Genomic DNA, 23,650 nt, shown 5'->3' on the forward strand with positions numbered 1-23,650 from the left:
ACTTTTGATGTAAAGAAAAACTATACTATTTTTTAGATTCGGCCAATTTTGATGTTGCGCACAAAAAATAGCCCGCGAAATGCGGGCATGGTAGTAGTGCCTCAAGAAGAGACTTGCTATGCCTCCCCATGACGGGGCTAACTTCTGTACATAGTAATCACCGAGCTTAGAATTATGAAAAGGACAATGAGTGAGATCCAGGTGCTTACTTGGCTTGAGCTGTTAATATTCTTCACAAGGTCATCATGGCTCTTTGCATGAATTGCAGTTAGTTGATCGGTCTGCGTGTTTGTTGATGCTCGTAGTTCCTCGGCATAGATGGTATAGAATTTTTGCTGATCGGCATCGTTTAGCTTGGCCGCAAAGTTGCTTATCTCATCTTGACGATCAAGTGATGTTTGGTAAACATTGCCGCCGGCGCGAGCAACCTCTACCATGCGTTCAGCATCTTGCCTGACTAGTTCACGTATTGACTGGCGATCAATGGAGTTAAGTGTAATGCCTCGGGCGCCCGTATCGTCTGTTGACATCGCTTCTTGTCCTGTTGCGCTTAGTTGAGCTCATCGTGCGGCGACGGGCGTGATTGAAATTTAAGTTTCGATGGCAGTGCATCGCCTTCCATACTGAACTACTTTCTTCGCGTCTTGCGCCGATGCTCAGCCATTACCCCAATAATGGTCAACGGGACCTCGTCACTACGCATAGTCGGGTAATCCTCGTTAAGGGGAACGAGTTCAAAGATGTCGTTTCCTTCCGCATTGCTTCCACGCTGACGGTATTTCTTAAACGTAGCTTCTTCTTTGCCATTTTTGGCCGCCACGCATTCCCCCGGCCGAGGCTCCCAGTCAGGCTCGATAATAACTATATCGCCTGGCTGAAAGTCCGGAAGCATCGAATTCCCCTCGATTTCTAATCCGAACGCCCACTGTGAGTAGTCACCATCTACAAATATAGTGGCATAACCATCCCCTACAGAGTAGGGCACTGTAATTTCCCTCATTGCACCAGCCTGAATGGCTGAAATTACGGGAATGGCACGTGCCCCGAGCTTGGCAGGCACTACATTGCTATCAAAGGCATTTTCACTTGCCAGCGGTGACGGCATGCTCTTTGTGATCAGTTGGCCACGGATTTCTTCTGGAAGATCCATTCCCGTTATTTTTGATATTGCAAGCAGCTGCTGAAGGTTCGGGCTGTGCTTGCCAGTTTCCCAGTGCGAGATATTTGCTTTGCTGTGTCCTCGTACGCCTCCTAAGGCTAGTGAAAGTTGTGCGCCTAAGTCAGCGCCAGACATGCCGGCAGATGACCGCGCAGATCTTATCCAATTGGCAATTACGTCTTTAAGTTCCATTTCAATATCGTATAGGTTATCTAAACAAAATTGGTATAGTTTCGCTTGACCTTAACGTATAGAATTACTATACTTTGGCAATCTCATCTACTGGCTAAAAAAAATGACTTCCGAAGAAGCGCTCGAATTGGCGATATCGATCACCGGATCAATGCAGGCACTGGCCGATCACCTTGGCATAACGAAAGGGGCTGTTAGCCAGTGGAAGCTCCCTGGGCGGCGGATACCAATCAAGCACTGCAGGGATATTGAGGTTCTGACTGAGGGGAAGGTCCGCAGGGAAGATTTGCGGCCTGATGTGTTTGGGGCGCGTGCATCTTGATTTCACCACATCGCCCAGAAGTTCGACAGGATGGGGAAATTCGATTTTTAGTTTCGCAATTTTGTTCATTCACCCAGCATAAATTACCTCACGGGAAAAAGCATGCGTAACGAGTCGCACAAAACCCTGATCGGCATCTTGCGCGAGCACGTGGCCGACTGGCGCCGGGCCGCTGGGCTGTCGAGCGCGAGCGCCATCGACATGATCGTCGCGGCGCATGCGCACGCCGGCGGCCCGGCCGTGACCGGTATCCGCTTCGATGCGCACACGGACGAGTTCCAGCGCATGAAGAACAACAGCGACCGCGTGCTGCGTTGGCTCGACGACGAGACCAAAGACACCAATTTTTTGCCGGCGAACTTCGTTTTCTCCATTCTCGCCGGCATGCCAGATGACGCGCGCGTGCACTGCCTGAACGACATGCTGCGCCGTTTCGGCCTGTTCGTCCGGGCCATCGAGTCGAGCGACGAGGCGGGCCTGGCCCTGGGCGATATCTGCGACCTGGCCAGCGCCGACGCTGACGCGTTGGCCTCGCTGGCCAACGTCATTGCGGCGCCCACCCCGGCTAACTACGAGATCGCGCTGCGCAAGGCGGCACGCGCGGCTGAGAAGAAGGCGCGCATCGTGCGCATCCTCACCGGCGCGCGCCGCGCCTTTTCCTGCACCAAGAACGTGCTGCAGCGGGTGCTGCATCGGGGGCGCGGGGCGAAGGAAAAGGCCTGATTAGAACGGTGTATCCGGGTCGATCTTACCGGTCTGACCGTAGTCCTTCGTGAATTGAATGGTCATGGAAATACCCGCAGGCGTTGTGAATGGGGCTGCTGAAGTCCACTTGAAGTCGATGTCTTCGATGTTGACCTCGCACTGGGAGCCAGTCAGTTTTTGCAAGGTCTCTGCGAGGGCAGTTTGAAGGTCAGTAACTGAAACTTTTTTTAAAGGATGTGTCATGGCAATTACTACTCCGTTGATGGATGAAATTTTGCAGCATTTCGCCAGGGTCTTTCCAATGCCTGGCCGTATTGATGGCCGCGAGGATTACCTGGCGCTGGTAAAGACCTGGTCCGACCAGCTCGAACCATACAGCGACGAGCAGGTGAAAGAAGCCTGCCGCCGGCTCATGGGCAAGCTGAAGCGCTTTCCCTATCCGTCGGACGTGCTCGACGAACTGGCGCCGGCGAGCGCCACGTCGACCATGGTCGTCAGTTTGTCGGTCGAGGTCGACAGCAGCTCGATCGATGCGGCGATGGCTAAGGTCGAGCAGTTGAAGACTGATCTACTCACCGCCCGCGACCAGTTGCAGCAACTGCTCATGTCGGCCGAACTGTGCGGCATTCTTGGCGAGCGGGCCGTCCAACGGATCGATAGGCAGACTACCGCTCTTTGTCGGGAGGTCAGCGAGCTCAGGCGGGAAGGTTAATTATTCAGAGCGAGCGATGGAGAGCGCATATTTTTTCCCCGAAATCTTTCTCGGAGATTCATCCGCTTCAACAATATTCGCCTCGATATTCGCTTCGATTGAGGCTAACAACTCCGGATGGGTGCGACGTAATTCGACAGATAGCGCCCTCAGAAACATGTTGATTCCAGTCAGATTGGAAATCATTTCGTCGCTAAGGACTGCTGTTTCTTCAAGCACCGATTTTATTTCAATGATCGGATTACTCATGGGTAGTTCCTTTTCGTAAATTGTTGAGTGGAATTGACAATTTAACACGCGGCAGGAACTACCCGCCCATTTCCCGGCCTTCGCGCCGGAACACGTTTCAAACGGGGCAGCGGCTGCGCAGCTGCGACCAGGCGATTCCAGCCCGCCGGTCACGCCCCGACCCCATCACGGCTGGATGGAAGGTTGGAGATGAATTTGAGTAACTACCTGATGGGAAAGCGAGATGGCTAATCCCTGGTGCCGGTTATGGGCCGATATGCCGAACGATCCGAAGTGGCGCACCATCGCGCGCGTTTCGAGGCAGCGCATCGGTGATGTGATGGCGGTGTATGTACACCTGATGGTGTGCGCATCGAACGCAGACGAACGCGGGCAAACGCATTCGTTCGTTTGTGAGGACGTGGCAACCGCACTCGACCTTGAAGAGGAAAACGTGACAGCAATTCTCAGCGCCATGCAGGGGCGTGTATTGAATGGTGAACGGCTTGCTGGATGGGAAAAACGTCAGCCGTTGCGTGAAGACGGCTCGGCCGAACGCGGAAAAGAGTATCGCGAGCGTCAAAAAGCCGAAAAAGAACGCCTGAAAGCGGAAGGAGAACAAAACCAAACGCAACCGAACGCACAAAAACGCCCAGATACAGATAAAGATACAGATACAGAAGAGAAGATAACTACAAAAGCAAAGTCAAGAGCAGAGGCGAACGCCACCGCGACGCGGTTGCCTGCTGACTGGGCTGCATCGGCCGAGGATATCGAGTTTTGCAAAACCGAGCGTCCGGAGCTGATTCCGGCGCAGACCGAGCAGCGCTTCCGTGACTATTGGATCGCCCAGCCCGGCGTCAAGGGCCGCAAGGCGGATTGGCCGGCCACCTGGCGCAACTGGGTGCGCAACGAGCGCGCGCCGCACGGTGCGGCAGCAGGGCGCCCGGCGAAATTTGACCCGACCGCATTCGTCAATCGTGGCCGGCCGCAACCTGGGAGCCCGACATGAGCGCACTTGCTGCAGTTGGCAGCCAAAATTGTTTTCTCGGCCAGTCCAGCACGGCGCCAGACTCGCGCTGGTTCGAGGTGCATCCGACCCTCAAGGTGTCGATGATCGAACACCTGTACAACCGTCTGGACGGTGCATACCCGCACTGGTGGGCATCCAATTTCGCCAGCGAAGTCGCGCTGCGGAACTGGGCCGAATCATGGGTCGAGGCCTTCGAGGACGAGGGCATCAGCCCCAAGGACGTTGCCGTCGGCCTGAAGGCCTGCCGTCTGCGCTACCAGAAGCCGCCGAGCTGCGCCGAATTCATCCAGGCATGCAAGCCGTTTGCCGACCCGGTACCGGCGTACCACGAGGCCATCGTCGGCATCGAAGCGCGCCACAAGGGCGAGTGGGGCGTCTGGTCGCACCCAGCGATCTACTGGTCGGCGATGCTGCTTTCTCGCGACCTGATGATGCATTCGTACGGCCAGGTCAAGGATCGCTGGGCGGCCACGCTGAGCGCGCAGTTGGCACGCGGCGAATGGGCCGAGATTCCGGCACCGGCGCCAGCGCTGCCAGCGCCGGGCAAGGGCAGTCTCTCCCGCGAGGATGCGGCCCGCATGCTGGCCGAGCTGGAGGCCAGCGGCGTCACCAAGTCGGCGCGGGCAACGCATTTCGATCACAAAACGTGGGCGCGAAAGATCATGGCGCGCCTGGCGAAAGGCGATCAGTCGCTGCACGCCATGCAGATCACCAACGCCAAGACCGCCCTTGGCATTATTTGAAAGATACGAATGAATTTTCACCTGTTCCGCGCCGGCAAGGCCAAGAATTACCACTACCGATTCCAGATCGCTGGCGCGCGCGTGCAGCGCAGCACCCGCGAGAGCAGCAAGGCGAAGGCCAACGTGGTGGCGCAGCGCGCGTACGACGAGGCATTGACCCTGACCAACGGCGGCAAGGTGGTGCCGACGCTGGCAGCGATGGCGCAGGAATGGCTGGAGGTGAACGGTCCGATCAGCAGCGCCGCGCACCAGCGCAGCGTCGAGACCACCGCCCGGCTGCACTTCTACGACCTGGGCGACCTGCCGCTGAACCAGATCACCACCAGCCACGTCGAGCTGGCGCGCAACCAGCACCTGCTCGACCACAAGCCAGCCAGCGCGAACCACTGGCTGCGCGTGCTCAAGCTGATAGCCAACTGGGCCGTGAAGCGCGAGATCATCCGCTCGATCCCATGGCAAGTGCGCATGCTCAAGGTGCAGAAGCGCCCACGCTCGATCCTGCCGATCGCCGCGGTGGCGGAGTGGTTTGCTGCGGTCGACCAGGTGACACGCGTCGACCCGTCGGTGGCCACGGCCATCCGCCTGATGTTCGGCCTGGGCCTGCGCGAGTCCGAGGCGGCCGGCGCGCGCTGGGAATGGCTGGACTGGCAGCGCGCCACCTACACGCCCGGCGTCACCAAGGGCCGCGAGGCCGAGCCCGTGCCTGTTCCTGCCTGGCTGGTCGAGCAGCTGGTGCCGCACCGCCAGGTGGAGGGTCTTATTGCCGGCAAGCGCGGCGGCGCCCAGCAGCACCCGCCCGGATTCGCGCGCAAGGCCATGAAGTCCGCCAACCTCGCCTGCAAGATCAAGGGGATCACCCCGCACAGGCTGCGCGGCACGTTCGCCACCATGCTGTCGGAGCAGGGCGTGCCGATCCAGACGATCCAGGCCGTGATGCGCCACAAGTCGCCGATGACCACCATGGCCTACCTGGAGAAAAACCGGGAGACAGCGGCGCAGGCGCAGAACGATATTGCCGAGAAAATCGGTTTCGGGCGTGGCGAGAAAGTGGCGAGCGCCACCTCGCAAACCCGCATGGATACACATGTTGATGATTATCATCAGTCATCAGTTGATGGCAATTCTGGCGCCGATTCGACGCCAAACGATCCAACCCCAGGAGAATAAATTGGAAGAGAAAACCGGCAAGCCGGCAGTGAAAGAGTGCCCGATGTTGTTCAGCGCGCCGATGGTGCGCGCGCTGCTCGACGGCAGAAAGACGCAGACACGGCGGATTGTGAAGCCGCAGCCATTCCGTGAAGACTACATGGCCGAAGAGGGAGTTCGCCGCCAGTTCGCGACGCTCGCACCGTACGGCCAACCTGGTGATCGCATCTGGGTGCGTGAGACGTTCCAAGGCCCACTGTTCGATGGCGAGCGCATGGACGAGTATAGGAGTGACTCAACCAAGTTTGAGACGCCCGAATTCTGCGTGTATGCAGCTGACGGTGGTGGCGCACCGGAATTCCAAGATGCCGACGACAACCTGGTTTGCCGCTGGCGCCCAAGCATCCACATGCCGCGCTGGGCCAGCCGCATCCAGCTAGAGATCGTGTCGGTGCGCGTCGAGCGGCTGAATGACTGCAGCCAGGCGGATGCTCTCGCCGAGGGTGTGGCTATCGACCGGTCAGGTTGCCATTTCATTGATGGTACCGACGGCCGGCACGTGTCGCCGGTCGGAGCTTCTGCTGTAGAGGCATTCGCGTCGCTGTGGGAATCCATCAACGGCGCTGGCAGCTGGGCGGCCAACCCTTGGGTGTGGGTGGTCGAATTCAAGCGGGTGGCGCCATGAGCCGCCGCAGCCCAGCACCGGCGCCTGAAACCCCGGCCGAGGCAGCGTACAAGCGCGATCGCGCTTTGCTGCGTGCGCTCTACACCTGCCAGCCCGTGCTGTTCGCCGGCAAGCAGCACCACCTGCACAGCATGTATCCCCAGGTGCAGGGCGGCGGGATCTCGACAATTATTTACCTGATGGGCGACGCGACACCGCGCCAGCCCAGTGAAATCACTTTTATGGAGCAAGCAGAATGAAAAAGGCTACCGATGACGAAATCCTGGCCGAATTGGCGAAGCGCACCAACATGATGACCTATCACCTGGCAAATTGTTTGACGCCTGTTGGCGGGCAGTTTATCGAGACGGCTTGGCTGCTACGCCAACTCAAGCGCATGGAAAAGATTGGCAAGGTTGTACGAGTCAGATCGAACTATGCCGTTCAAATCTGCTGGGCCGTCGCCAGCAAGGCGGCCGCATGATGGCAGCCGCCCAAGGAATTGGCGACGTGACCAGCCAAGCAAAGGGGAGTGGCGCCCGCTTCAACTACGGCAAGCCGGATTATTCACTGATCCCGCTGACCACCATGGCCGATGAGGCGCGCGTGTGGGCCTATGGCAAGGAAAAGTACGCGGCCTGGAACTGGACGAAGGGCATGGCCTGGTCGATCCCGTTCGCGTGCCTGATGCGTCACATGGCAGCATGGCAGGCTGGCGAGGAGTGCGACGCCGAATCGGGCCTGCCTCACCTGGCGCATGCCATGTGCAATCTGCGCATGCTTACGCTCTATGCGACCAATTATCAAGAGGGTGACGACCGCCCGGCAAAGGAACTGCAGCCATGAACCAGACCCGGCTCGGCTCGCTGATCGAGGCCATTATCAACGTGGTGATCGGCTTCGCCATCAACTTCACCGCCAACATGCTGATCTTTCCGCTGTTTGGCTTTCACATCACCGCGCGCGATAACCTGCTGCTGGGCCTGATCTACACAGTTATCAGTGTGGCGCGGTCGTACTGCATTCGCCGCTGGTTCAACGCAAAGCTGCACATGGTGGCGCAAGCGGCGGCCACGGCGATTAAGAGGAATTGAGCAAAAGCGCTGGCGGGAAAGTGGCGAAGACCACCCCGCAACGCCGCATGTTTCCTCACTTTCATGATTATTGTGAATCATCGGTTGTTATCAAATTCAGTACTGCCAGACGAGCGAAAGCAAAGGGATCGAAATGCAAGAGTTATTCAACAATACACACGATGCGCTAATGTTCGCATTCAATTATTCGTCTCAGCAGTATGCGCTGTCGCCGATGTCCAAGCTCATGAAGGGAGGAGGATCTGGCACAGGAAAAGGCCTCGTGTCTCTCGATGGTGCCGCACAGTCGGGCTTTATTTTGACTCGATTGCGCCAGATGAGCGAGCTTGAGCAGGCCTGCATTACTGCCCGGTATGCTCCTCGATATGAGGAATGCCCTTGTTGCCAAAATAAGGATAAGATGACGGAGCAGTATCGAGATGCTATTGCTACATTGACTGAGTGGGCATTGAGCACATGCACGGGGCTTACCATTAGGAACATGCGGGCTGCCATTATTCGTTCGTTCTTCGAGCGTGGTATATCTATCACTGCGGCGGCAAAAGACCTAAACGTGGCTAAAGCAACTGCGTACGATCAGAAAGCAAGGATTCATAAAGCGCTTAAGGAATTGGATGCGCATGCCCAACGGGAGGCGGATAGGAAATTAGGAATAAGTTCGTAAATGCGTAGTAGCGCTGCGGGAATTTATCTGGAGGCAGCATTAGTAATGTATTATTAAAAATCACATTACCAAGGGAGCTAGAAATGTCGGATCAAGAAGATGTTGTGGGTGAAGAGTCGATAACGAGAAGCTTTAACCAGCCCGACTTTGTACTGCAAAATCTCGTAGCAATCGTTAACTGTGCGAATGGCTTGGAAGTAGGGATTACGTTGCAAACTGGAGGAATGCTCGTCTCCGGCAATGTTATTGCTGGTGACGTGTACTTTAGGGAATATGCAGAATTACTCATCAAGTCCACGGGAGTAACTGATTTAACGGCCGATGCCGTTCGGGAATCCTATCGGAATCTGGGGGCGAAATTCGTTAAGGTCGATGCCAAGGGCGATGCAGATCTAGATTCGTCAGAAAATGTTGCGTACATTCACCTGAAAAATGCTAAGTTTGTTCATCAATCGGGTGGCAATATACCAACGAGCGGTGGAGTGTTATGGCGAGGGCGACTGATAGAAGTTGTCGGATTCTGCCTGGGAACGATTAGTAATAAAAACTAGCCAAAGAGCTTGCGCCGGACAAACGTGTCCGGTATAGTCCATTTTTATATACACGTGATAACTGCGTCATGCAGCTAGCCACATTAGAAAAGCCCGCCATGTTGCGGGCTTTTTGCATTCCAGATGTCCGCCTTTCCCTGGGCTTTAGCCGCTGAACGCAATCGTGCGTCAGCGGCCTTTTTATTTGAGGTGTTCGATGAACCCGCGCCACTACCGAGACATGATCATCCGCGCAGTGGCCGAGCCCGATGGCGAGACACTCGACCTGATCGTTAGCCACGTCATTGATGCCGAGCGCGCCAAGCAGATCCTGCGCGCCAACGGCTACGGCATGACCGGGTTGTCTGCCAGTGCGACGGCCGCCTTGGTGCCGGCTATATCGACACGAACGCGTGCGGTGATCCAGCACGCTGGCCGCGCGTCTGACACCGCAGGCGTGCCCCAATTTGCCGCCACCGATGGTGCATTTGTCCAGGCGGTGCGCGAGTGGGACGCTTTGTGTGCGGCCCAAGCGGTGCCACTTTCCCTGCTGCAGAATCCTTGATGGCACGCCTGCAGGCACTCAAGCCGCGCTTGCAGCAGCAGGCCATGAGCCGCGCGCCAGTGATGCAGCCAGGCTCATGGCGCACCGACCAATCGAGCAGCACCAAGCGCGGCTACGGCTACGCCTGGCAGAAAGCGCGCGCCGGTTATTTGCGCAGCCACCCGCTGTGCGTGTACTGCCTGCGCGACCCGGCCTATGCTGTTGTTCGCAATATGGCGCCCAGCACGGCCATCTTGCACTGTGCTGAGCTGGGCGTCGCTGCTCCCATGGCATCCGTGGTCGATCACATCGAGCCGCACCGTGGCGACCAGGTGCTGTTCTGGAATAAGGCCAACTGGCAGTCGCTATGCGGCACCCATCACAGCGCAGACAAGCAGCGCGAAGAGGCGGGCCATCGTCGAGGCGAATAGATGGCATCGAAGCAATATCGTGAAATGTTTCAAGAAAGAAACTCCAGCATCATTGCATAATAACAACGTGCATTAAAAGAAACATTGCATGGCGGTAATTAGGGGAGGGGGGCGAAAAGTTCCCGACCCCTCGCCGACCTAGACCGCGTCCTCTCCCACGCGCAGAATTTTTCCCTCACTGAGGATTTTGTTAATGGCTTTAACAGGCAAAAAGCGTGCGTTCGCCGATGCCGTTTTGGCCGGCCGCACCAATAAGGATGCGGCGATCGTGGCCGGGTACAGTCCGGCGACGGCATCGGCGGCCGGCTCGCGTCTTGTTAAACACCCGGCCGTGGCCGAGTACCTGAAGGCGGCGCGTGCCAACATCGTCCCTGGTGCGTCGGCGGCCCTGCCGCCAGCTGCTCCGCCGGCGCGCCCAACGTTCGATCTAAACCGCGCGCTGCAGCATACGGACCCGAAAACATTCTTGATGGCGGCGATGAACGATATCGAACTGGGCGAGAAGCTGCGCATCGATGCCGCAAAGGCGCTGATGCCTTTCGTGCACAAGAAGCCCGGCGAGATCGGCAAGAAAGAGGAAAAGCTAGACGCCGCGCAGAAGGCCGCCGGTGGCCGCTTCGGTGCGCCGCCACCGCCGCCACGCCTGGTGTCTGGCGGCAGTAAATGACGCCGTATCCGGAGTGGACTACGGCATGCCACGACTGGGAAGCTCGCATTGTTGCAGGCCTGCCGCTGACGCCATGCCCGCCACTCTATCCTGACCAGGCCGAGGCGGCGCTGGCAATTTTCAAAGAGCTGCGCATGGTCGACGCGCCGGGCAGCCCGCGCATGGGCGACGTGGTGCGCGAGTGGGTGCTGGACTTTGTAGCCGCCATCTTCGGCGCCTACAACGCCGAGACCGGGCGCCGGCTGATCAAGGAGTTCATGCTCCTGATCAGCAAGAAAAATGGCAAGTCGACCATCGCCGCCGGCATCATGATCACGGCGCTGCTGCTGAACTGGCGGCTGGAGGGTGAGTACATCGTCCTTGCGCCAACGAAAGAAGTGGCCGACAACAGCTACAAGCCGATGGCGGCCATGATCCGCGCCGACGACGAACTGGCCGTGCTGCTGAAGGTGCAGGACCATATCCGCACCATCACGCACCTGACGACCAACGCCACGCTCAAGGTGGTGGCGGCCGACGGCGAGACGGTGTCGGGCAAGAAGGCCATCGGCGTGTTTGTCGACGAGCTATGGCTGTTCGGTAAGAACCCGCGCGCGGACGCCATGCTGCTGGAAGCTACTGGCGGCCTGGCCTCGCGGCCCGAGGGCTTCGTGATTTTCGCCACGACGCAGTCGGACGATCCGCCGGCCGGCGCGTTCCTGTCGCGGCTGCTGTATGCGCGCGGTGTGCGCGATGGACGGATTCACGACCCGGCGTTTTACCCGGTTCTGTACGAGTTCCCGGAGCACATGCTCAAGGCCGGCGCGCATCGGGAGGTGGCGAACGCCTATGTAACGAACCCGAACATGGGCACATCGGTTGACGAGGAATTCATCGAGCGAGGCTTCCGCCAGGCGCAGGAAAAGGGCGAAGTGGAGTTCCGCGGTTTCCTGGCCAAGCACTTGAATGTGCAGATCGGCCTGGCGCTGATGTCGAACCGCTGGCCTGGCGCCGACTTTTGGGAGCAGCAAGGCCTGCGCCCGGCGTTGACCTTGGAAGACTTGCTGGCACGCAGCGAGGTGGCCACCGTCGGCATCGATGGCGGTGGCCTGGACGACTTGCTGGGCCTGGCGGTGATCGGCCGCGAGCGCGAGACGCGCCGCTGGCTGCTGTGGACCCGAGCATGGGCGCACCCTTCGGTGATGGAGCGGCGAAAAATCGAAGCCGCCCGCTTTGAAGACTTCGCCAAGCAGGGCGACCTGGTACTGGTCGAGCGTATCGGCGAGGACGTCGAGCAGGTAGCGGCTGCCGTGCTGCAAGTGGAGCAATCCGGACTGCTCGACAAGGTGGGAGCGGACTCGGCCGGCATTGGCGCCATCCTCGATGCAATGGTCGAAGCCGGCGTGCCGCAGGAAAAGATCGTTGCCATCTCACAGGGCTGGCGCCTCGGCGGTGCGATCAAGACCACCGAGCGCAAGCTGGCCGAGGGCGTGATCGAACACGGCGGCCAGCCGATGATGGCCTGGTGCGTGGGCAATGCCAAGGTCGAGCCGCGAGGCAATGCCATTTTAATTACCAAGCAGGCGAGCGGCTCCGCCAAGATTGACCCGCTGATGGCGACCTTCGACGCCGTCTCCCTGATGGAACTGAATCCGCCGGCGCAAGGTGGATCGGTGTACGAATCGCGCGGTATAAGGACTGTATAACCCATGAGCTTTTTAGATTTCTTCCGGCCCGCTGCAGCGCCGGAGGCACAGTCACGCCCAAGCGATGTGAACGAAGTCCCAGCGCCGGCCGCAGCAGCGCCGGTGGCGCCGAGTATCCAGGCGTCGACCGGGCACCTGTTTGCCGGCCTGGATGACCCCGACCTGCTGGCCTTCATGCGCACGGGTGGCGAAACCGCCTCGGGCGCTTACGTCAACGCCTCGAAGGCGCTGCAGAACATGGCCCTGCTGCGCTGCGTGACGCTGATCTCGGAATCGATCGGCATGCTGCCGCTCAACCTTGTCGAGCGCGGCGACGAGAAACGCTATGCCACCGAGCACCCGCTGTACGACATTTTGAAGGCCAAGCCGAACAGCTGGCAGACAGCCTACGAATTCAAGGCGCTGATGCAGCTGCGCGTGATGATGCACGGCAATGCCTACGCGCGCGTGATCTGGTCGCGAGGCCAGGTGCTGCGCCTGATCCCTATGTGTCCGGGCCGCGTCAAGGCAGAGTTGGATGACAGCTGGAACATGGTCTATACGTACACCCGCAAGGATGGACGCCAGGTCCCGATTCCGGCGGAAGAGGTATTCCACCTGCGCGACCTGTCCGAAGATGGCGTGACGGGCCTGTCGCGCGTGCGCCTGGCGCATGAAGCCCTCGGCATCGCGCAGCAGGCCCAGAAGGCTGCCGCGCGGCTGTTCAAGAACGGCGTGATGGCCGGCGGCGCACTGTCGGCGGCTGGCGCACTTACCGACAAGGCCTTTGGCCGCCTGCAAGACTCGATCAACGACAAAACCGGCGCCGAGAATGCCGGCAAATGGATGATCCTCGAAGAGGGCTTGAAGGCAGAACAGTTTGCCAACACGGCCGCCGATTCCCAGCACCTTGAAAACCGCAATCACCAGATCGAGGAAGTTGCCCGCGCCATGGGCGTGCCGCGCCCGCTGCTGATGATGGACGACACGTCCTGGGGTAGCGGCATCGAGCAGCTGGCCATCCTGTTCATCCAGTTCTCGCTGCAGCACTGGTTCACCATATGGGAGCAGGGCATCGAGCGCACGCTGCTGTCGAAGGACGATAACAAGAAGCTGCGCGCCAAATTCAACGAGCGCGCGCTGCTGCGCGGCACCCTGAAGGACCAGGCTGAATTCTTCACCAAGGCACTGGGCAGTGGCGGCCACGCGCCATGGATGACACAAAACGAAGTGCGCGAGCTGCAAGACTTTCCCCGTTTCAATGACAAGGGCGCAGACGAGCTGCGCGCGCCCGCCAACCAAGCGAAGACACCCAATGACCCTGTTAAAACTGCCTGAGATCAACGCCGCCCAGGGCCTGGGCAACATCCAGTTCGATATGCGCCCTGATGCGCTTGAACGCTGGGAGCCGGGTATCCGCGCCGCGGCCGACGACGGCGCCGCCACCATTTCCATCTACGACCGCATCGGCGAGTCGTATGACAGCGAGGGCGTGACCACCAAGCGCATTTCGGCCGCGCTGCGCAATATCGGCGCGCGAGACGTGACGGTCAACGTCAACTCGCCCGGCGGCGACTTCTTCCAAGGCGTGGCTATCTACAACCTGCTGCGCGAGCACAAGGCCAAGGTCACCGTCAAGGTGATGGGCATCGCTGCCTCGGCAGCGTCCGTGATCGCCATGGCCGGCGACGAGATCCTGATGGGCGACGGCGCCTTCCTGATGATCCACAACGCCTGGGCCATGGCGATCGGCAATCGCCACGACATGATCAAGGCATCCGAGCAGTTGGCGCCGTTCGATGCGGCCATGGCCTCGGTCTACGCGGCCCGGTCCGGGCTGAGCGCGGCGGAAGCTGCCGCCATGATGGACAAGGAAAGCTGGTTGGGCGCAGCCCAAGCCGTCGAACAAGGCTTCGCCAGCGGCATCCTGGCGCGCGAGCAGTTGGGCCACGATCCCGAAGCCAGCGCCGATACGAAATACCTTGCGATGGTGGAAGCGGCCATGGCCCGGGCGGGACATTCCCGTTCGGTGCGCCGCGAAGCCATCAAGTCCCTGTTTTCTGGCACGCCGGGCGCTGCTGGAAAAAACGCCACGCCGAGCGCTGGCACCAAAGAAGTGGCAGCGTCACTGCAAACCCTGATCAACAATTTGAAAGGCAAACAATGAAAAAAGTAAAGATGACCAGCATCGCTACGGCGATGATCGCCAGCGCCCTGGCGGCGCACGCCGGCCAGGTCAGCCAACCCATCCCGCGCGGCATCGTCGCCGTGCGTGCTGATGGCGACGTGAATGCCCTGATCACCGATCTGAACAAGGCATTTCACGCCTTCAAGGAAGAGCACACCAAGCAACTGGAAGACGTTAAGAAGGGCAACGCTGATGCCCTGCAGGCGTTGAAAGTCGACAACATCAACGCAGAAATCGCCAAGTTGCAGGCGTCGGTCGACGCAGCCAATGAGCGCATGGTTGCCGCTGCCATGAATGGCGGCGGTAACCAGTTGAAGGACAAGGAATACAGCGACGCCTTCCAGGCACACATGCGCAAAGGCGACGTTCAAGCCGCTCTGAGCAAGGGCGCCGCCGAGGACGGCGGCTACACCTCACCGGTTGAATGGGATCGCACGATCACTGACAAGCTGATCATTGTCTCGCCGATGCGTGCCTTGTGCTCCGTGCAAAAGGTCGGCGGCGATGGTTACAAGAAGCTGGTTAACCTTCGTGGAGCCACATCTGGCTGGGTCGGCGAGACCGACGAGCGCCCGGAAACCGGGACGCCGAAGCTGGCGCAGCAGGCGTACAGCTGGGGCGAGATCTACGCGAATCCTTCGGCCACCCAGCAGATGCTGGACGACAGCGAGATCAACATTGAAGCTTGGCTGGCTGGCGAAGTCGACGTTGAATTCGCTTATCAGGAAGGTCGCGCTTTCGTGTCGGGCGATGGCACGAAGAAGCCCCGCGGCTTGTTGACCTACGCTGCGGGCGGCGCCAACTTGCACCCGTTGGGCGGCATCGCTGTAACCAGCTCGGGCGCAGCCAATGGCATTGCTGCCGACGCGATCCTCGACCTGGTGTACGCTCTTCCGCAGGAATTTACCGGAAACGCAAAGTTCTCGATGAACCGCAACACCATGCTGAAGATCCGCAAGCTGAAGGATTCGGATAATAACTACCTGTGGCAGCCGTCGCTGCAGGCCGGCCAGCCATCCACGCTGGGCGGCTATGCGATTGCTGACATTGCGGATATGCCGGACGTCGCGGCAAACGCACTGGCAATTGCTTTCGGCGATTTCAAGCGCGCATACAAAATTCTGGATCGCGTCGGCGTCCGCGTGCTGCGGGACCCATATAGCAGCAAGCCATTCGTGTCGTTTTATACAACCAAACGAGTGGGCGGCGGCTTGGAAAATCCCGAATGCATGAAATTCATGCGGATTGCTGCAGCCTAAGTGAAATAGAGCCGGCAGACCAACAATGCAACCTTCGGGTTGCTTTTTTTTTAGGAAAAACCATGAAATTTATCAAAGAGTTCAAAGGCGTGCGCGACGGCGAAATCTATCCCGAGACGTTCCAGCCGGGCGAGGAATGCCCGCCCGAGCTGGTCGACGCGGCGCTGAGCCTGGAAGTGCTCGAAGTGCCTAAGCTGGTCGAGCCGAAGAAAAAGGACAAGTAATCCATGTTCCTGACACCTGAACTGGCCAAGGGCTACCAGCGCATCGTTGGCAACGATGAGGACGCCGTGATCGATCTGATCCTGTCGGCCGCTGAGCGCGCCGCGCTGGTCTACCTGAACCGCCAGGTGTTCGCCGACGTTGTCTCCATGGATGCGGCCATCACGGCCGGTACCGCGGGCGAGTTTCCGATGGTAATCGAGGACGATATCAAGCTCGGCATGCTGAAGATCTTCGGCGACCTGTACGAGAACCGCGAGGACAGCGTGCTGGCCGTGTCGGTGGCGCGGCTGCCGCTGGGCTCGCGCGAACTGCTGCGACCGCACCGCATCGGGAATGGCGTCTGATGCGCGCCGGCCAGCTGGACCGTCGCATCACGATTGAGCGCCCGGGCATGGTCGAGGGTGAGTATGGGCCGCAGCCTGGCGGTTGGGCGTCGTTCGCCACGCGCGTGCCGGCCCAGGTGCAGGACGCCTTGCCCAGCAAGTCGGAAACAGTGCAGGACGGTCTGGCCGTGGCCACGCGCCCGGCGCGCCTGCGCATACGTTATCTACGCGGCATCACCTCCGCCATGCGCATCACACTGCATGGCGAAACCGACGTGGTTTTCCAGATCGTCGGTGGACCGGCCGAGATTGGCCGCCGGGAATGGCTGGAAATGACTATCGAGCAGTATTCAACCCAGGGGCAATAATGGCAGATGACCGCAACATCACCGGCGGCAAGGCGCTGGACGACTTCCTCAAATCCTTGCCGGCCAAGATCGAGCGCAACATCATGCGCTCGGCGCTGCGCCAGGGCGCCAACGTGTTCAAGGCCGAGGTGCGGGAAAACATCCCGGTCGACAGTGGCGAGCTGCGCCGCAGCGTGCGCGTGGTGACCAAGGCCAAGGGCGGCAAGGTGACGGCATCCGTGCGCGTTGGCAACAAGCGCGCTTGGTACGGCCACATGGTCGAGTTCGGCACCAAGCCGCACAAGATCGTGCCGAAGAAGAAGGGCGCCCTGGTCATTGGCCAGACCCGCGCCATGGTGGTGGACCACCCGGGCGCCAAGCCGCGCCCATACATGCGGCCGGCGTTCGACACCAAGCCCGACGCCGCCATCGCTGCCGTGGGCGCGCAGATCCGCAAGCGCCTGACTGCCGAGGGCATCAATGTGCCGGCGGCCGAAACCGATTAGGACCACCATGAAAATCAAGATGCTCAAAACCATGCCCGGCTCGATTGACGGCGTGACCGTGATCGAGCTGCAGGCCGGTACCGAATACACCATGACCGACGCCGCGCGCGGCCAGCGCCGTGCTGCTGCCTACATCCGGCGCGCCGAGGCCGTCGAAGTCATCGACGCCGCCACCGGCAGCGACCAGGCGCAGGCTGCGCCCTTCCGCAAGGCCCGGGCCAAGAAATGAGCGCCATCAAAGTGATTCGCGCGCTGCTGGCCGCGCATGCGCCGGTGCTGGGCCTTGTACCGGTGGCCCGCATCGTGGCCGGTACCGTGCCGCAGGGCATGCCGCTGCCGGCCATCGGACTGACGGAGATCAGCCGGGTCGAGTTGCCCACCGTGTCTCGGGGCCAGCGCGCCGTGCAGGTCACCGCGCGCGTCCAGGTTACCGTGCACGCCAGCGCCTACCCGGAACAGAAGGCCGTGCTGCAGGCGGCCCGGCTGGGCCCGGGCGCGCATACCGGTGCCGTGGCCGGAGTTGCCGTGCGTAGCGTGATGCGCGATGTGGTCGGCCCCGATATGACCGACGACGAGGCCGGCGTTTATCAGCAGTCGCGCGACTTCAAAGTGGTCTTTGTCGAAGCAAATTAGCAATTTCAACAGGTTTTCCAGCCCGCCCGTACCGCAATCTGCGTGCGGGCTTTTTTATTGAAAGGTACCAACATGGCATTCCCCAATGATTTTGAGACAGTCGCCGGCACCAAGCTGTTTGTTTGCGCGACCCGTCCGGCAGACAATACGGTGGCCGCATTCGCGGCGCTCACCTGGGTCGAGGTCGGCGACATTACCAGCGTGGGCGGTGTAAAAGGCCGCGAATACAGCACTTCCACGCTGGCGACGGTCGGCAGTGCGCACGACCGCGAGAAAAAGGGTAGCTACAAGTTGCCAAACGCTGAAATGGAATGCGCCTGGGTCGAAGACGATGCCGGCCAGATCATCATCGAAGCTGCCGCCAACAACTACACCGTCCCCGCATTCAAGGTGGAAAAGCAGGGCGGCGGCGTGCGCTACTTCACGGCGCAGGTTTCCAAATTCATCGAAAACCTGGGCACCAGCAACGATACGGTCAAAGGCGCCTTCACCCTGCTGCGCCAGACCGATACCCTCACCGCGTAAGCGGCAATCCCTACGGCCTCAGGCCACCCCAGCACCGACCAGGCCCGCTTCGCCCTTCGAGGGGCGGGCGGGCCTGATACGGGCATTTTTATCTCCCTCGAAAGGAAACACCATGACCGATATCCGTAAATTCGCAGTAGAAGAAACCGCCGTCCTGCACCTGAAGGATGCCAACGATGAGCTGATGTACGCCGATGGCGCCGATGGCAAGCCCGACACCAATAAGCCGATGCGCATCACGCTGTACGGTCCCGGCTCCAAGAAATACGCCAAGGTACAGGCGGCCAACAACAACAAGCTGTTCACCCGCCTGAAGAAAAAAGGCAAGGAAGATCAGTCGGCCGACGACAAGGCGCAGGAAAGCGCCGATACGCTGACCCAGCTCACGCATTCGTTCGAGAACATCGGTTATGACTTGCTGGCCGGCGAAGCGCTGTACAAGGCCGTCTACCTGGACACCACCATTGGCTTCATCGCCAGCCAGGTCAATGCCTACCTGAATGACTGGGCAAATTTTACGAAGGCCTCGGCGACGAACTAAGCCTCTTCGTACGGCACAGTGCCTGGCTCGGCGCTGTGCCAGAGGCAAAGAACGGCGTGCCCGCCGATGCCGTCAAGCTGTCTCGCCGCGAGCGCATTGAGCGCGATGGCGGCGAGATTGAAATGCCGCCATTCGACGAGGGCGAGTACCTGATTGCCTATCTGTACGAGCTGGGCCCGACCGTGGCGGCTGGCATGGGCGCCGGACCGGTGACGTTTTCCGAGATGGCCTCCTGGCAGGCCGCGCGCGGGTTTGAGCTTGCGCCCTGGGAGGCACGCCTACTTCGGCGCCTGTCTGTCGACTACCTGGCCGAATCGCACCGCGCCACGCAGCGCGACTGCCGGCCGCCTTGGAGTGGATCTGTTGCCGTTCGCGTCAGCCATGACCGCGCAGCAGCACGCGCCCTTGAGTTGTTTCTTGCATAGACCGTCCACGTGGCGGTCTTTTTTTCGTCTGCCGCCCATGAGGTGGCTTTTGTATTGGATACGCGATGGTCGTCGGTGATCTTGAAATTCGCCTGCGGGCAGATATTGCCCGGCTGCAGGCCGATATGACGCAGGCGCGTCGTACTGTCACGGAAACCCAGGACAAGATCAATGCGGCCGCCAATGCCATGAAGACGGCGCTGGCCGGCATCGGCATTGGCGCCGGTCTGGCCGAAATCATCAAAATGGCCGATGAATACGCCAAGTTCACGGCGCAGCTGCGCCTGGCGTCGACGTCAGCGGCCGACTATGCGGCGTCCTATGACGCCGTCAAGCGTATTGCGAGGACGTCGCAGCAGGACCTGGCCAGCACGGGGGTGCTGTACGCCCGAATTGCCAATGGCACGCGGGAACTCGGGACGACGCAGAAGCAGGTGGCCGACATCACCGAGACCGTCAACCTGGCGCTGCGCGTGAGCGGCGCCACGGCGACCGAGTCGGCCTCGGCCCAGCTGCAACTGTCGCAGGCCTTCGCGTCCGGCACGCTGCGTGGGGAGGAATTCAACGCCGTAAACGAGGCCGCGCCGCGGCTGATGAAAGCGCTAGCCGACGGCATGGGCCTGCCAGTGGGTGCGCTCAAGGCAATGGCGGGGGAGGGGCAGATCACCTCCAATATCATGGCCACGGTGCTGCCGAAGGCACTGGAGTCGCTGCGTGAGGAAAGTAAAAACATCCAGACGATCGCTGGCGCATTTACAGTGCTCAAGAATGAAATGTTGGAATTTTTTGGCATACAGGCACAGGCCAACGGCACTGTGGCGCTTATTACTGGCGCTATTCGGCTGCTGTCTGAGAATTTGGGCGGACTGGTCATCATCCTCAAGACCTTGACGGCGTACCAGATCGGTACGTGGTTGGCAACATGGGTGACTAAAACGTATCAGCAGGTTTCGGCGAGCATTGCCCTGCGTGCAGCAACAGTGGCACAAGCTGAAGCAGAAATGGCAAGAACTACGTCTCTTGTGGCTCAGTCGCAGGCGGCAATCGCCGGTCTTGCCGTTACTCATGAGGCTACACTTGTCAGGCTTCGCTCGGCCAATGCTGACATGGTTGCCGCCCAAGCAGCAATTGCTGCCGCAAGTGCTGCTGGCGCATTGAGTTTCGCACTGCGCACGTTGCGCTTGGCCACCGCTGAACTTGCCGTCGCAGAAACGTTGCGCGCGGCATACCTGACAGAGTCAGCAGCACTTGACCGCGCCAAGGTGGCGGCTATTGGGCAACTTACAGCTGCGACAGCTGCTCAGGTTGCCGCTCAAGCTGCGTTAAATGGCGTAACTGCTGCAGGCATTACAGCTGCCGGTGTCGCATCCAAAGCGATTGGTCTTTTGGGCGGTCCGATCGGGGCCATCATTCTGCTACTTGGTACTGCTGCTCTGGCGTGGGAGGTTTTCGGGAAAAAGGCCAAAGTCGCCAGTGATCAAGCTGCGGAGTCTTTCGAGGAATCCCACGCTCGTATCATCAAGGCCCTTGATGCGCAGATTGATAAACAGGAAAACCTTCTGCAGTTGAAAAACTTGGGCCTGACGAATCAGCAGGCTGAAAAAGAACTTCCTATCATCAAGCAGTTGGAGGCCGCAACTAAAAGGATGGGCGACCTCAATGCGCGTACCGGTGAGTTTGCAGGAATCAGCAACGATGATGTGATTTTCAAGCGTATAGAGTTGAACAAGCAGATTAACGAGTTGCTTGAAAAGCAGGCTAAAGCTACCAAGGGCGCAGCCGACGTAGCGAAGGTTACAGGCAACGAAGCCTATAACGAGTGGAAAAAGACCTACGCCACCCGTGAAGAGCAGCGTGCCGCCGAGATCGCCGACCTGAAATCGCGCAACCTGAATGCCGAACAGTACGCCGACATTCTGGGACGCATCAATTTGAAGTATGCCGACAAGGATGCGGCCAAGGCCTTGAAGCAGGAAGAAAACGCTTACAAGACGCTGATCGCATCGATCCAGGAGAAGCTGGAGGCCAACAAGCTCGAGGCACTGGGCTTCGAAAGCATGACCGACGCGCAGAAGATGACGGTCAAGCTCAACGCCGCCATCCTTGCCGACAAGACTAAATTGAATAAGGCAGATATTGAGCGCGCACGCGTGTTGATCGCCCAAGTCGCTGCTGAGGATGCACAGCTGCTGTCGGGTAAGAACGTGAAAAAGGCCGTCCAGGAACTGAAGGACGAGCGTGACAAGGATGCCGCATCCGCATTCGATGAAATCGAGGCCAACAAGCAGGCGATCGCCACATTCGGCCTGACCAAGGCACAGATCGAGGCGCTGACGCTGGCTCGCATGGAAGAGCGCTTGGCGCGGCGCGGCCCGCAGGACTTGGATTTGGACGAGGCCGAAGTCAATCACCTGATCCGCATGATTGGCCTGCAAAAGGAAAAGGCCGCCACGGCCACCACTCTGGGGGCGCTCGATGCCGGAACCGATGTGACCAAGGCGAAGGAGTTGCTCGACATCCTGACGGCGGTCGACAACGCGGCCAAGGACGCAGCGTCGGGCATGGCGGCCAGCTTTGGCTCCGTAGGTTCCGCCATCGGTGGTATGACCACCGCCTTGAGCGGTTTTTCGCGCGACCAGGCTGCTATCGCTGCGCAGCTGGCAACCTCGATGAAGGATGCCGCAGGCGATCCGACCAAAATTGCTAGGGCGCAGGCTATGGCCGCGCAGCAGGGTGCCCAGGCGCAGGTGCGCTCGTATGGGGATATGGCCAGTGCCGCCAAAGGTTTCTTCAAGGAAAATAGTACCGGCTACAAGGTGATGCAGACCGCCGAAAAAGCCTTCCGTGCCTATGAAATGGCCATGGCAGTCGAGTCGATGGTCAAAAAGATCTTCTTCAAGGAGACCGAGGTGGCTGCCAATCTGACCTTGAATGCCACCAAGCTGACCGGCGAGGTAACAACCTCGGCAGCGTCGACCGGCCTGGCCGCGACCGAGGCCAGCGCCTGGGGCATTACGGCGGTGGTGAAAGCGCTGGCATCGCTGCCGTTTCCGGCGAATCTTGCTGCGGGCGCGGCCACGCTGGCGGCAGTGGTCGCCATAGGCGCCAAGCTCATGGGCGGAATGGGCGGCGGTAGCGTCAGTCTGTCCGAACAGCGCCAGGCTGCCACGGGCACCGGCACGGTGCTGGGCGATTCGTCCGCAAAATCGGAATCGATTGCCCACTCGCTGGCCATTATGGAGAAGAATAGCGGACTGGGCCTGGCCTATTCGGCATCGATGGCCAGCTCGCTGCGTCAGGTCGTGGCCGGTATTGGCGGGCTGGGAGGGCTGTTGGTGCGCAATGCCGGAGTGACTGGCAGTGTCGCCCCGGATTCCTATGGCGCTGCGCAGAATCTGTTCAATTCCACACTGGGGAAAATTCCCCTGATTGGCGGCATCCTGGGCAAAGTGGGTGGCGGCGTACTGGGCTCCATCTTTGGTGGCAAGACAACCACCCTCGATACGGGCCTGACGTTAAGCAAGGCCACGCTGGATAGCATTGCGGGGAGGGGCGTCTCGTCCAGCCAGTACACGGACACGAAGACGTCCGGCGGCTGGTTCTCCAGCGATAAGAACAGCACTGCCTTGAATGGCCTGGGCCCTGAGGCAAATGACCAGTTCACCAAGATCATCCTTGGGCTGCGCGACACCGTCCAGTCAAGCGCTACGGCGCTGGGCATCGGTGGCGATGCATTCAATGCTCGGCTGAAGACCTTCGTGGTCGACTTGGGCAAGATCTCGCTGAAAGACCTGAAGGGTGAGGAGATCCAGAAGGCGCTGGAGGCCGCGTTTTCCAAACTGGGCGATGACATGGCCTCGTTCGGCGTGGCTGGCCTGGAGCAGTATCAAGCAGTGGGCGAAGGCTACCTGGAAACCTTGGCGCGTGTTGCCAACGACTACATGCAGGTGTCCGACGTGCTGGCCGTGCTGGGCAAGTCGTTCAACACCACCGGCCTGGGCGCGGTGGCGCTCAGCGAAAGCCTGATCGCAGCTGCCGGCGGCCTGGAGTCGCTGACCAGCGGCACCGGATATTTCGTCGAGAACTTCCTGACCGAAGCCGAGCGCATGGCGCCGATTACCAAGTCGGTGAATGACGCCATGGGCAGGCTGGGGCAGTCTGGCGTGACGACGGTGGAGCA

General features: G+C 59.8%; 34 protein-coding genes. 29 read left to right on the forward strand and 5 right to left on the reverse strand.

The window, feature by feature from the left end; translation table 11 throughout:
• Positions 1 to 137: 137 nt before the first annotated feature.
• The 3 genes from BXA07_RS27250 to BXA07_RS31460 all read right to left on the reverse strand — a co-directional run bounded on the left by BXA07_RS27250 (position 138) and on the right by BXA07_RS31460 (position 1,742).
• A complete protein-coding gene (locus tag BXA07_RS27250) occupies positions 138 to 530 on the reverse strand; it encodes a hypothetical protein (RefSeq protein WP_139335799.1) in 393 nt (130 codons plus the stop codon).
• Positions 531 to 628: 98 nt separating this feature from the next.
• Positions 629 to 1,351 (reverse strand): S24 family peptidase, encoded by a 723-nt coding sequence (locus BXA07_RS27255; RefSeq protein ID WP_076572737.1) that lies wholly within the window; start codon positions 1,349 to 1,351, stop codon positions 629 to 631.
• Between the two features lie 148 nt (positions 1,352 to 1,499).
• Complete coding sequence (locus BXA07_RS31460; RefSeq protein WP_244556422.1) at positions 1,500 to 1,742, reverse strand: hypothetical protein; 243 nt, start codon at positions 1,740 to 1,742, stop codon at positions 1,500 to 1,502.
• A gap of 33 nt (positions 1,743 to 1,775) precedes the next feature.
• Between BXA07_RS31460 and BXA07_RS27265 the strand changes: the two genes are divergently transcribed.
• A complete protein-coding gene (locus BXA07_RS27265; protein ID WP_076572741.1) occupies positions 1,776 to 2,396 on the forward strand; it encodes a hypothetical protein in 621 nt (206 codons plus the stop codon).
• Here the strand turns inward: BXA07_RS27265 and BXA07_RS27270 are convergent, their stop codons facing one another.
• Positions 2,397 to 2,621 carry a hypothetical protein gene (locus BXA07_RS27270; protein WP_076572742.1) on the reverse strand — a complete coding sequence of 75 codons (225 nt, stop codon included), beginning with the start codon at positions 2,619 to 2,621 and terminating at the stop codon, positions 2,397 to 2,399.
• Between BXA07_RS27270 and BXA07_RS27275 the strand changes: the two genes are divergently transcribed.
• Complete coding sequence (locus tag BXA07_RS27275) at positions 2,620 to 3,090, forward strand: hypothetical protein (protein ID WP_076572744.1); 471 nt, start codon at positions 2,620 to 2,622, stop codon at positions 3,088 to 3,090. The genes BXA07_RS27270 and BXA07_RS27275 overlap by 2 nt on opposite strands.
• On the opposite strand, the gene BXA07_RS27280 is transcribed toward BXA07_RS27275, so the two are convergent.
• Positions 3,091 to 3,339 carry a hypothetical protein gene (locus tag BXA07_RS27280; protein ID WP_076572746.1) on the reverse strand — a complete coding sequence of 83 codons (249 nt, stop codon included), beginning with the start codon at positions 3,337 to 3,339 and terminating at the stop codon, positions 3,091 to 3,093.
• Between the two features lie 223 nt (positions 3,340 to 3,562).
• Between BXA07_RS27280 and BXA07_RS27285 the strand changes: the two genes are divergently transcribed.
• The 27 genes from BXA07_RS27285 to BXA07_RS27410 all read left to right on the forward strand — a co-directional run.
• Positions 3,563 to 4,330 (forward strand): hypothetical protein, encoded by a 768-nt coding sequence (locus BXA07_RS27285; protein WP_170909752.1) that lies wholly within the window; start codon positions 3,563 to 3,565, stop codon positions 4,328 to 4,330.
• Complete coding sequence (locus tag BXA07_RS27290; RefSeq protein ID WP_139335802.1) at positions 4,327 to 5,094, forward strand: replication protein P; 768 nt, start codon at positions 4,327 to 4,329, stop codon at positions 5,092 to 5,094. The genes BXA07_RS27285 and BXA07_RS27290 overlap by 4 nt, the downstream gene beginning before the upstream one ends.
• A 9-nt stretch (positions 5,095 to 5,103) precedes the next feature.
• The gene (locus tag BXA07_RS27295) at positions 5,104 to 6,261 is read left to right on the forward strand and encodes a tyrosine-type recombinase/integrase (RefSeq protein WP_076572751.1); all 1,158 of its coding nucleotides are present in this window, start codon (positions 5,104 to 5,106) and stop codon (positions 6,259 to 6,261) included.
• Positions 6,179 to 6,925 carry a hypothetical protein gene (locus BXA07_RS27300; protein WP_244556423.1) on the forward strand — a complete coding sequence of 249 codons (747 nt, stop codon included), beginning with the start codon at positions 6,179 to 6,181 and terminating at the stop codon, positions 6,923 to 6,925. Before BXA07_RS27295 ends, BXA07_RS27300 begins: the two co-directional genes overlap by 83 nt.
• Positions 6,922 to 7,164 carry a hypothetical protein gene (locus BXA07_RS27305; RefSeq protein ID WP_076572752.1) on the forward strand — a complete coding sequence of 81 codons (243 nt, stop codon included), beginning with the start codon at positions 6,922 to 6,924 and terminating at the stop codon, positions 7,162 to 7,164. Before BXA07_RS27300 ends, BXA07_RS27305 begins: the two co-directional genes overlap by 4 nt.
• Positions 7,161 to 7,388, forward strand: a complete 228-nt coding sequence (locus BXA07_RS27310; RefSeq protein ID WP_076572753.1) for a hypothetical protein — start codon at positions 7,161 to 7,163, stop codon at positions 7,386 to 7,388. The genes BXA07_RS27305 and BXA07_RS27310 overlap by 4 nt, the downstream gene beginning before the upstream one ends.
• Positions 7,385 to 7,750: a dATP/dGTP diphosphohydrolase domain-containing protein gene (locus BXA07_RS27315; RefSeq protein WP_083708576.1), complete on the forward strand. Its 366-nt coding sequence runs from the start codon at positions 7,385 to 7,387 to the stop codon at positions 7,748 to 7,750. The genes BXA07_RS27310 and BXA07_RS27315 overlap by 4 nt, the downstream gene beginning before the upstream one ends.
• Positions 7,747 to 7,998 (forward strand): DUF7220 family protein, encoded by a 252-nt coding sequence (locus BXA07_RS27320; protein ID WP_076572755.1) that lies wholly within the window; start codon positions 7,747 to 7,749, stop codon positions 7,996 to 7,998. The genes BXA07_RS27315 and BXA07_RS27320 overlap by 4 nt, the downstream gene beginning before the upstream one ends.
• A gap of 133 nt (positions 7,999 to 8,131) precedes the next feature.
• Positions 8,132 to 8,662: a hypothetical protein gene (locus BXA07_RS27325; RefSeq protein ID WP_076572756.1), complete on the forward strand. Its 531-nt coding sequence runs from the start codon at positions 8,132 to 8,134 to the stop codon at positions 8,660 to 8,662.
• Between the two features lie 83 nt (positions 8,663 to 8,745).
• Positions 8,746 to 9,213, forward strand: a complete 468-nt coding sequence (gvpU, locus tag BXA07_RS30525; RefSeq protein WP_139335803.1) for a gas vesicle accessory protein GvpU — start codon at positions 8,746 to 8,748, stop codon at positions 9,211 to 9,213.
• 196 nt (positions 9,214 to 9,409) lie between these two features.
• Positions 9,410 to 9,757, forward strand: a complete 348-nt coding sequence (locus BXA07_RS27335) for a hypothetical protein (protein WP_139335804.1) — start codon at positions 9,410 to 9,412, stop codon at positions 9,755 to 9,757.
• Positions 9,754 to 10,167, forward strand: coding sequence for an HNH endonuclease (locus BXA07_RS27340; RefSeq protein WP_212592374.1), 414 nt, complete (start codon positions 9,754 to 9,756; stop codon positions 10,165 to 10,167). Before BXA07_RS27335 ends, BXA07_RS27340 begins: the two co-directional genes overlap by 4 nt.
• Positions 10,168 to 10,360: 193 nt before the next feature.
• Positions 10,361 to 10,834, forward strand: a complete 474-nt coding sequence (locus tag BXA07_RS27345; protein ID WP_076572761.1) for a terminase small subunit — start codon at positions 10,361 to 10,363, stop codon at positions 10,832 to 10,834.
• Positions 10,831 to 12,519 (forward strand): terminase large subunit, encoded by a 1,689-nt coding sequence (locus tag BXA07_RS27350; protein ID WP_076572765.1) that lies wholly within the window; start codon positions 10,831 to 10,833, stop codon positions 12,517 to 12,519. The genes BXA07_RS27345 and BXA07_RS27350 overlap by 4 nt, the downstream gene beginning before the upstream one ends.
• 66 nt (positions 12,520 to 12,585) lie before the next feature.
• Positions 12,586 to 13,836, forward strand: a complete 1,251-nt coding sequence (locus BXA07_RS27355) for a phage portal protein (protein WP_244556424.1) — start codon at positions 12,586 to 12,588, stop codon at positions 13,834 to 13,836.
• The gene (locus BXA07_RS27360) at positions 13,814 to 14,665 is read left to right on the forward strand and encodes a head maturation protease, ClpP-related (protein ID WP_076572767.1); all 852 of its coding nucleotides are present in this window, start codon (positions 13,814 to 13,816) and stop codon (positions 14,663 to 14,665) included. Before BXA07_RS27355 ends, BXA07_RS27360 begins: the two co-directional genes overlap by 23 nt.
• A gap of 32 nt (positions 14,666 to 14,697) precedes the next feature.
• Positions 14,698 to 15,945, forward strand: coding sequence for a phage major capsid protein (locus BXA07_RS27365; RefSeq protein WP_139335806.1), 1,248 nt, complete (start codon positions 14,698 to 14,700; stop codon positions 15,943 to 15,945).
• Between the two features lie 62 nt (positions 15,946 to 16,007).
• Positions 16,008 to 16,169, forward strand: a complete 162-nt coding sequence (locus BXA07_RS30975) for a hypothetical protein (RefSeq protein WP_170909753.1) — start codon at positions 16,008 to 16,010, stop codon at positions 16,167 to 16,169.
• Positions 16,170 to 16,172: 3 nt separating this feature from the next.
• Complete coding sequence (locus BXA07_RS27370) at positions 16,173 to 16,514, forward strand: head-tail connector protein (RefSeq protein ID WP_076572769.1); 342 nt, start codon at positions 16,173 to 16,175, stop codon at positions 16,512 to 16,514.
• The gene (locus BXA07_RS27375) at positions 16,514 to 16,861 is read left to right on the forward strand and encodes a head-tail adaptor protein (protein ID WP_076572771.1); all 348 of its coding nucleotides are present in this window, start codon (positions 16,514 to 16,516) and stop codon (positions 16,859 to 16,861) included. Before BXA07_RS27370 ends, BXA07_RS27375 begins: the two co-directional genes overlap by 1 nt.
• Positions 16,861 to 17,346 carry an HK97-gp10 family putative phage morphogenesis protein gene (locus BXA07_RS27380; RefSeq protein ID WP_076572773.1) on the forward strand — a complete coding sequence of 162 codons (486 nt, stop codon included), beginning with the start codon at positions 16,861 to 16,863 and terminating at the stop codon, positions 17,344 to 17,346. The genes BXA07_RS27375 and BXA07_RS27380 overlap by 1 nt, the downstream gene beginning before the upstream one ends.
• 7 nt (positions 17,347 to 17,353) lie before the next feature.
• Entirely contained in the window at positions 17,354 to 17,575 is a 222-nt protein-coding gene (locus BXA07_RS27385) for a hypothetical protein (RefSeq protein WP_076572775.1), read from the forward strand.
• A complete protein-coding gene (locus BXA07_RS27390; RefSeq protein WP_076572777.1) occupies positions 17,572 to 17,979 on the forward strand; it encodes a tail completion protein gp17 in 408 nt (135 codons plus the stop codon). The genes BXA07_RS27385 and BXA07_RS27390 overlap by 4 nt, the downstream gene beginning before the upstream one ends.
• Positions 17,980 to 18,051: 72 nt before the next feature.
• Positions 18,052 to 18,504, forward strand: a complete 453-nt coding sequence (locus BXA07_RS27395; protein ID WP_076572779.1) for a hypothetical protein — start codon at positions 18,052 to 18,054, stop codon at positions 18,502 to 18,504.
• 112 nt (positions 18,505 to 18,616) lie between these two features.
• A complete protein-coding gene (locus tag BXA07_RS27400) occupies positions 18,617 to 19,045 on the forward strand; it encodes a hypothetical protein (protein ID WP_076572781.1) in 429 nt (142 codons plus the stop codon).
• Between the two features lie 56 nt (positions 19,046 to 19,101).
• Positions 19,102 to 19,470: a phage tail assembly chaperone gene (locus BXA07_RS27405; protein WP_083708578.1), complete on the forward strand. Its 369-nt coding sequence runs from the start codon at positions 19,102 to 19,104 to the stop codon at positions 19,468 to 19,470.
• A gap of 65 nt (positions 19,471 to 19,535) precedes the next feature.
• On the forward strand, positions 19,536 to 23,650 hold a 4,115-nt coding region (locus BXA07_RS27410; RefSeq protein ID WP_076572785.1), incomplete at its 3' end, for a tape measure protein.

It is taken from the genome of Janthinobacterium sp. TND4EL3 (assembly GCF_900156175.1).
Lineage (GTDB): Bacteria > Pseudomonadota > Gammaproteobacteria > Burkholderiales > Burkholderiaceae_D > Janthinobacterium.

What these genes read in the sequence shown, in the direction of transcription:
- BXA07_RS27300 (WP_244556423.1), top strand. Translation starts at nt 6,179, where the DNA reads ATGTTGATGATTATCATCAGTCATCAGTTGATGGCAATTCTGGCGCCG.
- BXA07_RS27255 (WP_076572737.1), bottom strand. Translation starts at nt 1,351, where the DNA reads ATGGAACTTAAAGACGTAATTGCCAATTGGATAAGATCTGCGCGGTCA.
- BXA07_RS27285 (WP_170909752.1), top strand. Translation starts at nt 3,563, where the DNA reads ATGGCTAATCCCTGGTGCCGGTTATGGGCCGATATGCCGAACGATCCG.
- BXA07_RS27360 (WP_076572767.1), top strand. Translation starts at nt 13,814, where the DNA reads ATGACCCTGTTAAAACTGCCTGAGATCAACGCCGCCCAGGGCCTGGGC.
- BXA07_RS27295 (WP_076572751.1), top strand. Translation starts at nt 5,104, where the DNA reads ATGAATTTTCACCTGTTCCGCGCCGGCAAGGCCAAGAATTACCACTAC.
- BXA07_RS27325 (WP_076572756.1), top strand. Translation starts at nt 8,132, where the DNA reads ATGCAAGAGTTATTCAACAATACACACGATGCGCTAATGTTCGCATTC.
- BXA07_RS27320 (WP_076572755.1), top strand. Translation starts at nt 7,747, where the DNA reads ATGAACCAGACCCGGCTCGGCTCGCTGATCGAGGCCATTATCAACGTG.
- BXA07_RS27400 (WP_076572781.1), top strand. Translation starts at nt 18,617, where the DNA reads ATGACCGATATCCGTAAATTCGCAGTAGAAGAAACCGCCGTCCTGCAC.
- BXA07_RS27290 (WP_139335802.1), top strand. Translation starts at nt 4,327, where the DNA reads ATGAGCGCACTTGCTGCAGTTGGCAGCCAAAATTGTTTTCTCGGCCAG.
- BXA07_RS27335 (WP_139335804.1), top strand. Translation starts at nt 9,410, where the DNA reads ATGAACCCGCGCCACTACCGAGACATGATCATCCGCGCAGTGGCCGAG.
- BXA07_RS27280 (WP_076572746.1), bottom strand. Translation starts at nt 3,339, where the DNA reads ATGAGTAATCCGATCATTGAAATAAAATCGGTGCTTGAAGAAACAGCA.
- BXA07_RS27275 (WP_076572744.1), top strand. Translation starts at nt 2,620, where the DNA reads ATGGCAATTACTACTCCGTTGATGGATGAAATTTTGCAGCATTTCGCC.
- BXA07_RS27310 (WP_076572753.1), top strand. Translation starts at nt 7,161, where the DNA reads ATGAAAAAGGCTACCGATGACGAAATCCTGGCCGAATTGGCGAAGCGC.
- BXA07_RS27345 (WP_076572761.1), top strand. Translation starts at nt 10,361, where the DNA reads ATGGCTTTAACAGGCAAAAAGCGTGCGTTCGCCGATGCCGTTTTGGCC.
- BXA07_RS27305 (WP_076572752.1), top strand. Translation starts at nt 6,922, where the DNA reads ATGAGCCGCCGCAGCCCAGCACCGGCGCCTGAAACCCCGGCCGAGGCA.
- BXA07_RS27375 (WP_076572771.1), top strand. Translation starts at nt 16,514, where the DNA reads ATGCGCGCCGGCCAGCTGGACCGTCGCATCACGATTGAGCGCCCGGGC.
- BXA07_RS27390 (WP_076572777.1), top strand. Translation starts at nt 17,572, where the DNA reads ATGAGCGCCATCAAAGTGATTCGCGCGCTGCTGGCCGCGCATGCGCCG.
- gvpU (WP_139335803.1), top strand. Translation starts at nt 8,746, where the DNA reads ATGTCGGATCAAGAAGATGTTGTGGGTGAAGAGTCGATAACGAGAAGC.
- BXA07_RS31460 (WP_244556422.1), bottom strand. Translation starts at nt 1,742, where the DNA reads ATGAACAAAATTGCGAAACTAAAAATCGAATTTCCCCATCCTGTCGAA.
- BXA07_RS27395 (WP_076572779.1), top strand. Translation starts at nt 18,052, where the DNA reads ATGGCATTCCCCAATGATTTTGAGACAGTCGCCGGCACCAAGCTGTTT.
- BXA07_RS30975 (WP_170909753.1), top strand. Translation starts at nt 16,008, where the DNA reads ATGAAATTTATCAAAGAGTTCAAAGGCGTGCGCGACGGCGAAATCTAT.
- BXA07_RS27365 (WP_139335806.1), top strand. Translation starts at nt 14,698, where the DNA reads ATGATCGCCAGCGCCCTGGCGGCGCACGCCGGCCAGGTCAGCCAACCC.
- BXA07_RS27370 (WP_076572769.1), top strand. Translation starts at nt 16,173, where the DNA reads ATGTTCCTGACACCTGAACTGGCCAAGGGCTACCAGCGCATCGTTGGC.
- BXA07_RS27380 (WP_076572773.1), top strand. Translation starts at nt 16,861, where the DNA reads ATGGCAGATGACCGCAACATCACCGGCGGCAAGGCGCTGGACGACTTC.
- BXA07_RS27350 (WP_076572765.1), top strand. Translation starts at nt 10,831, where the DNA reads ATGACGCCGTATCCGGAGTGGACTACGGCATGCCACGACTGGGAAGCT.
- BXA07_RS27250 (WP_139335799.1), bottom strand. Translation starts at nt 530, where the DNA reads ATGTCAACAGACGATACGGGCGCCCGAGGCATTACACTTAACTCCATT.
- BXA07_RS27315 (WP_083708576.1), top strand. Translation starts at nt 7,385, where the DNA reads ATGATGGCAGCCGCCCAAGGAATTGGCGACGTGACCAGCCAAGCAAAG.
- BXA07_RS27385 (WP_076572775.1), top strand. Translation starts at nt 17,354, where the DNA reads ATGAAAATCAAGATGCTCAAAACCATGCCCGGCTCGATTGACGGCGTG.
- BXA07_RS27270 (WP_076572742.1), bottom strand. Translation starts at nt 2,621, where the DNA reads ATGACACATCCTTTAAAAAAAGTTTCAGTTACTGACCTTCAAACTGCC.
- BXA07_RS27265 (WP_076572741.1), top strand. Translation starts at nt 1,776, where the DNA reads ATGCGTAACGAGTCGCACAAAACCCTGATCGGCATCTTGCGCGAGCAC.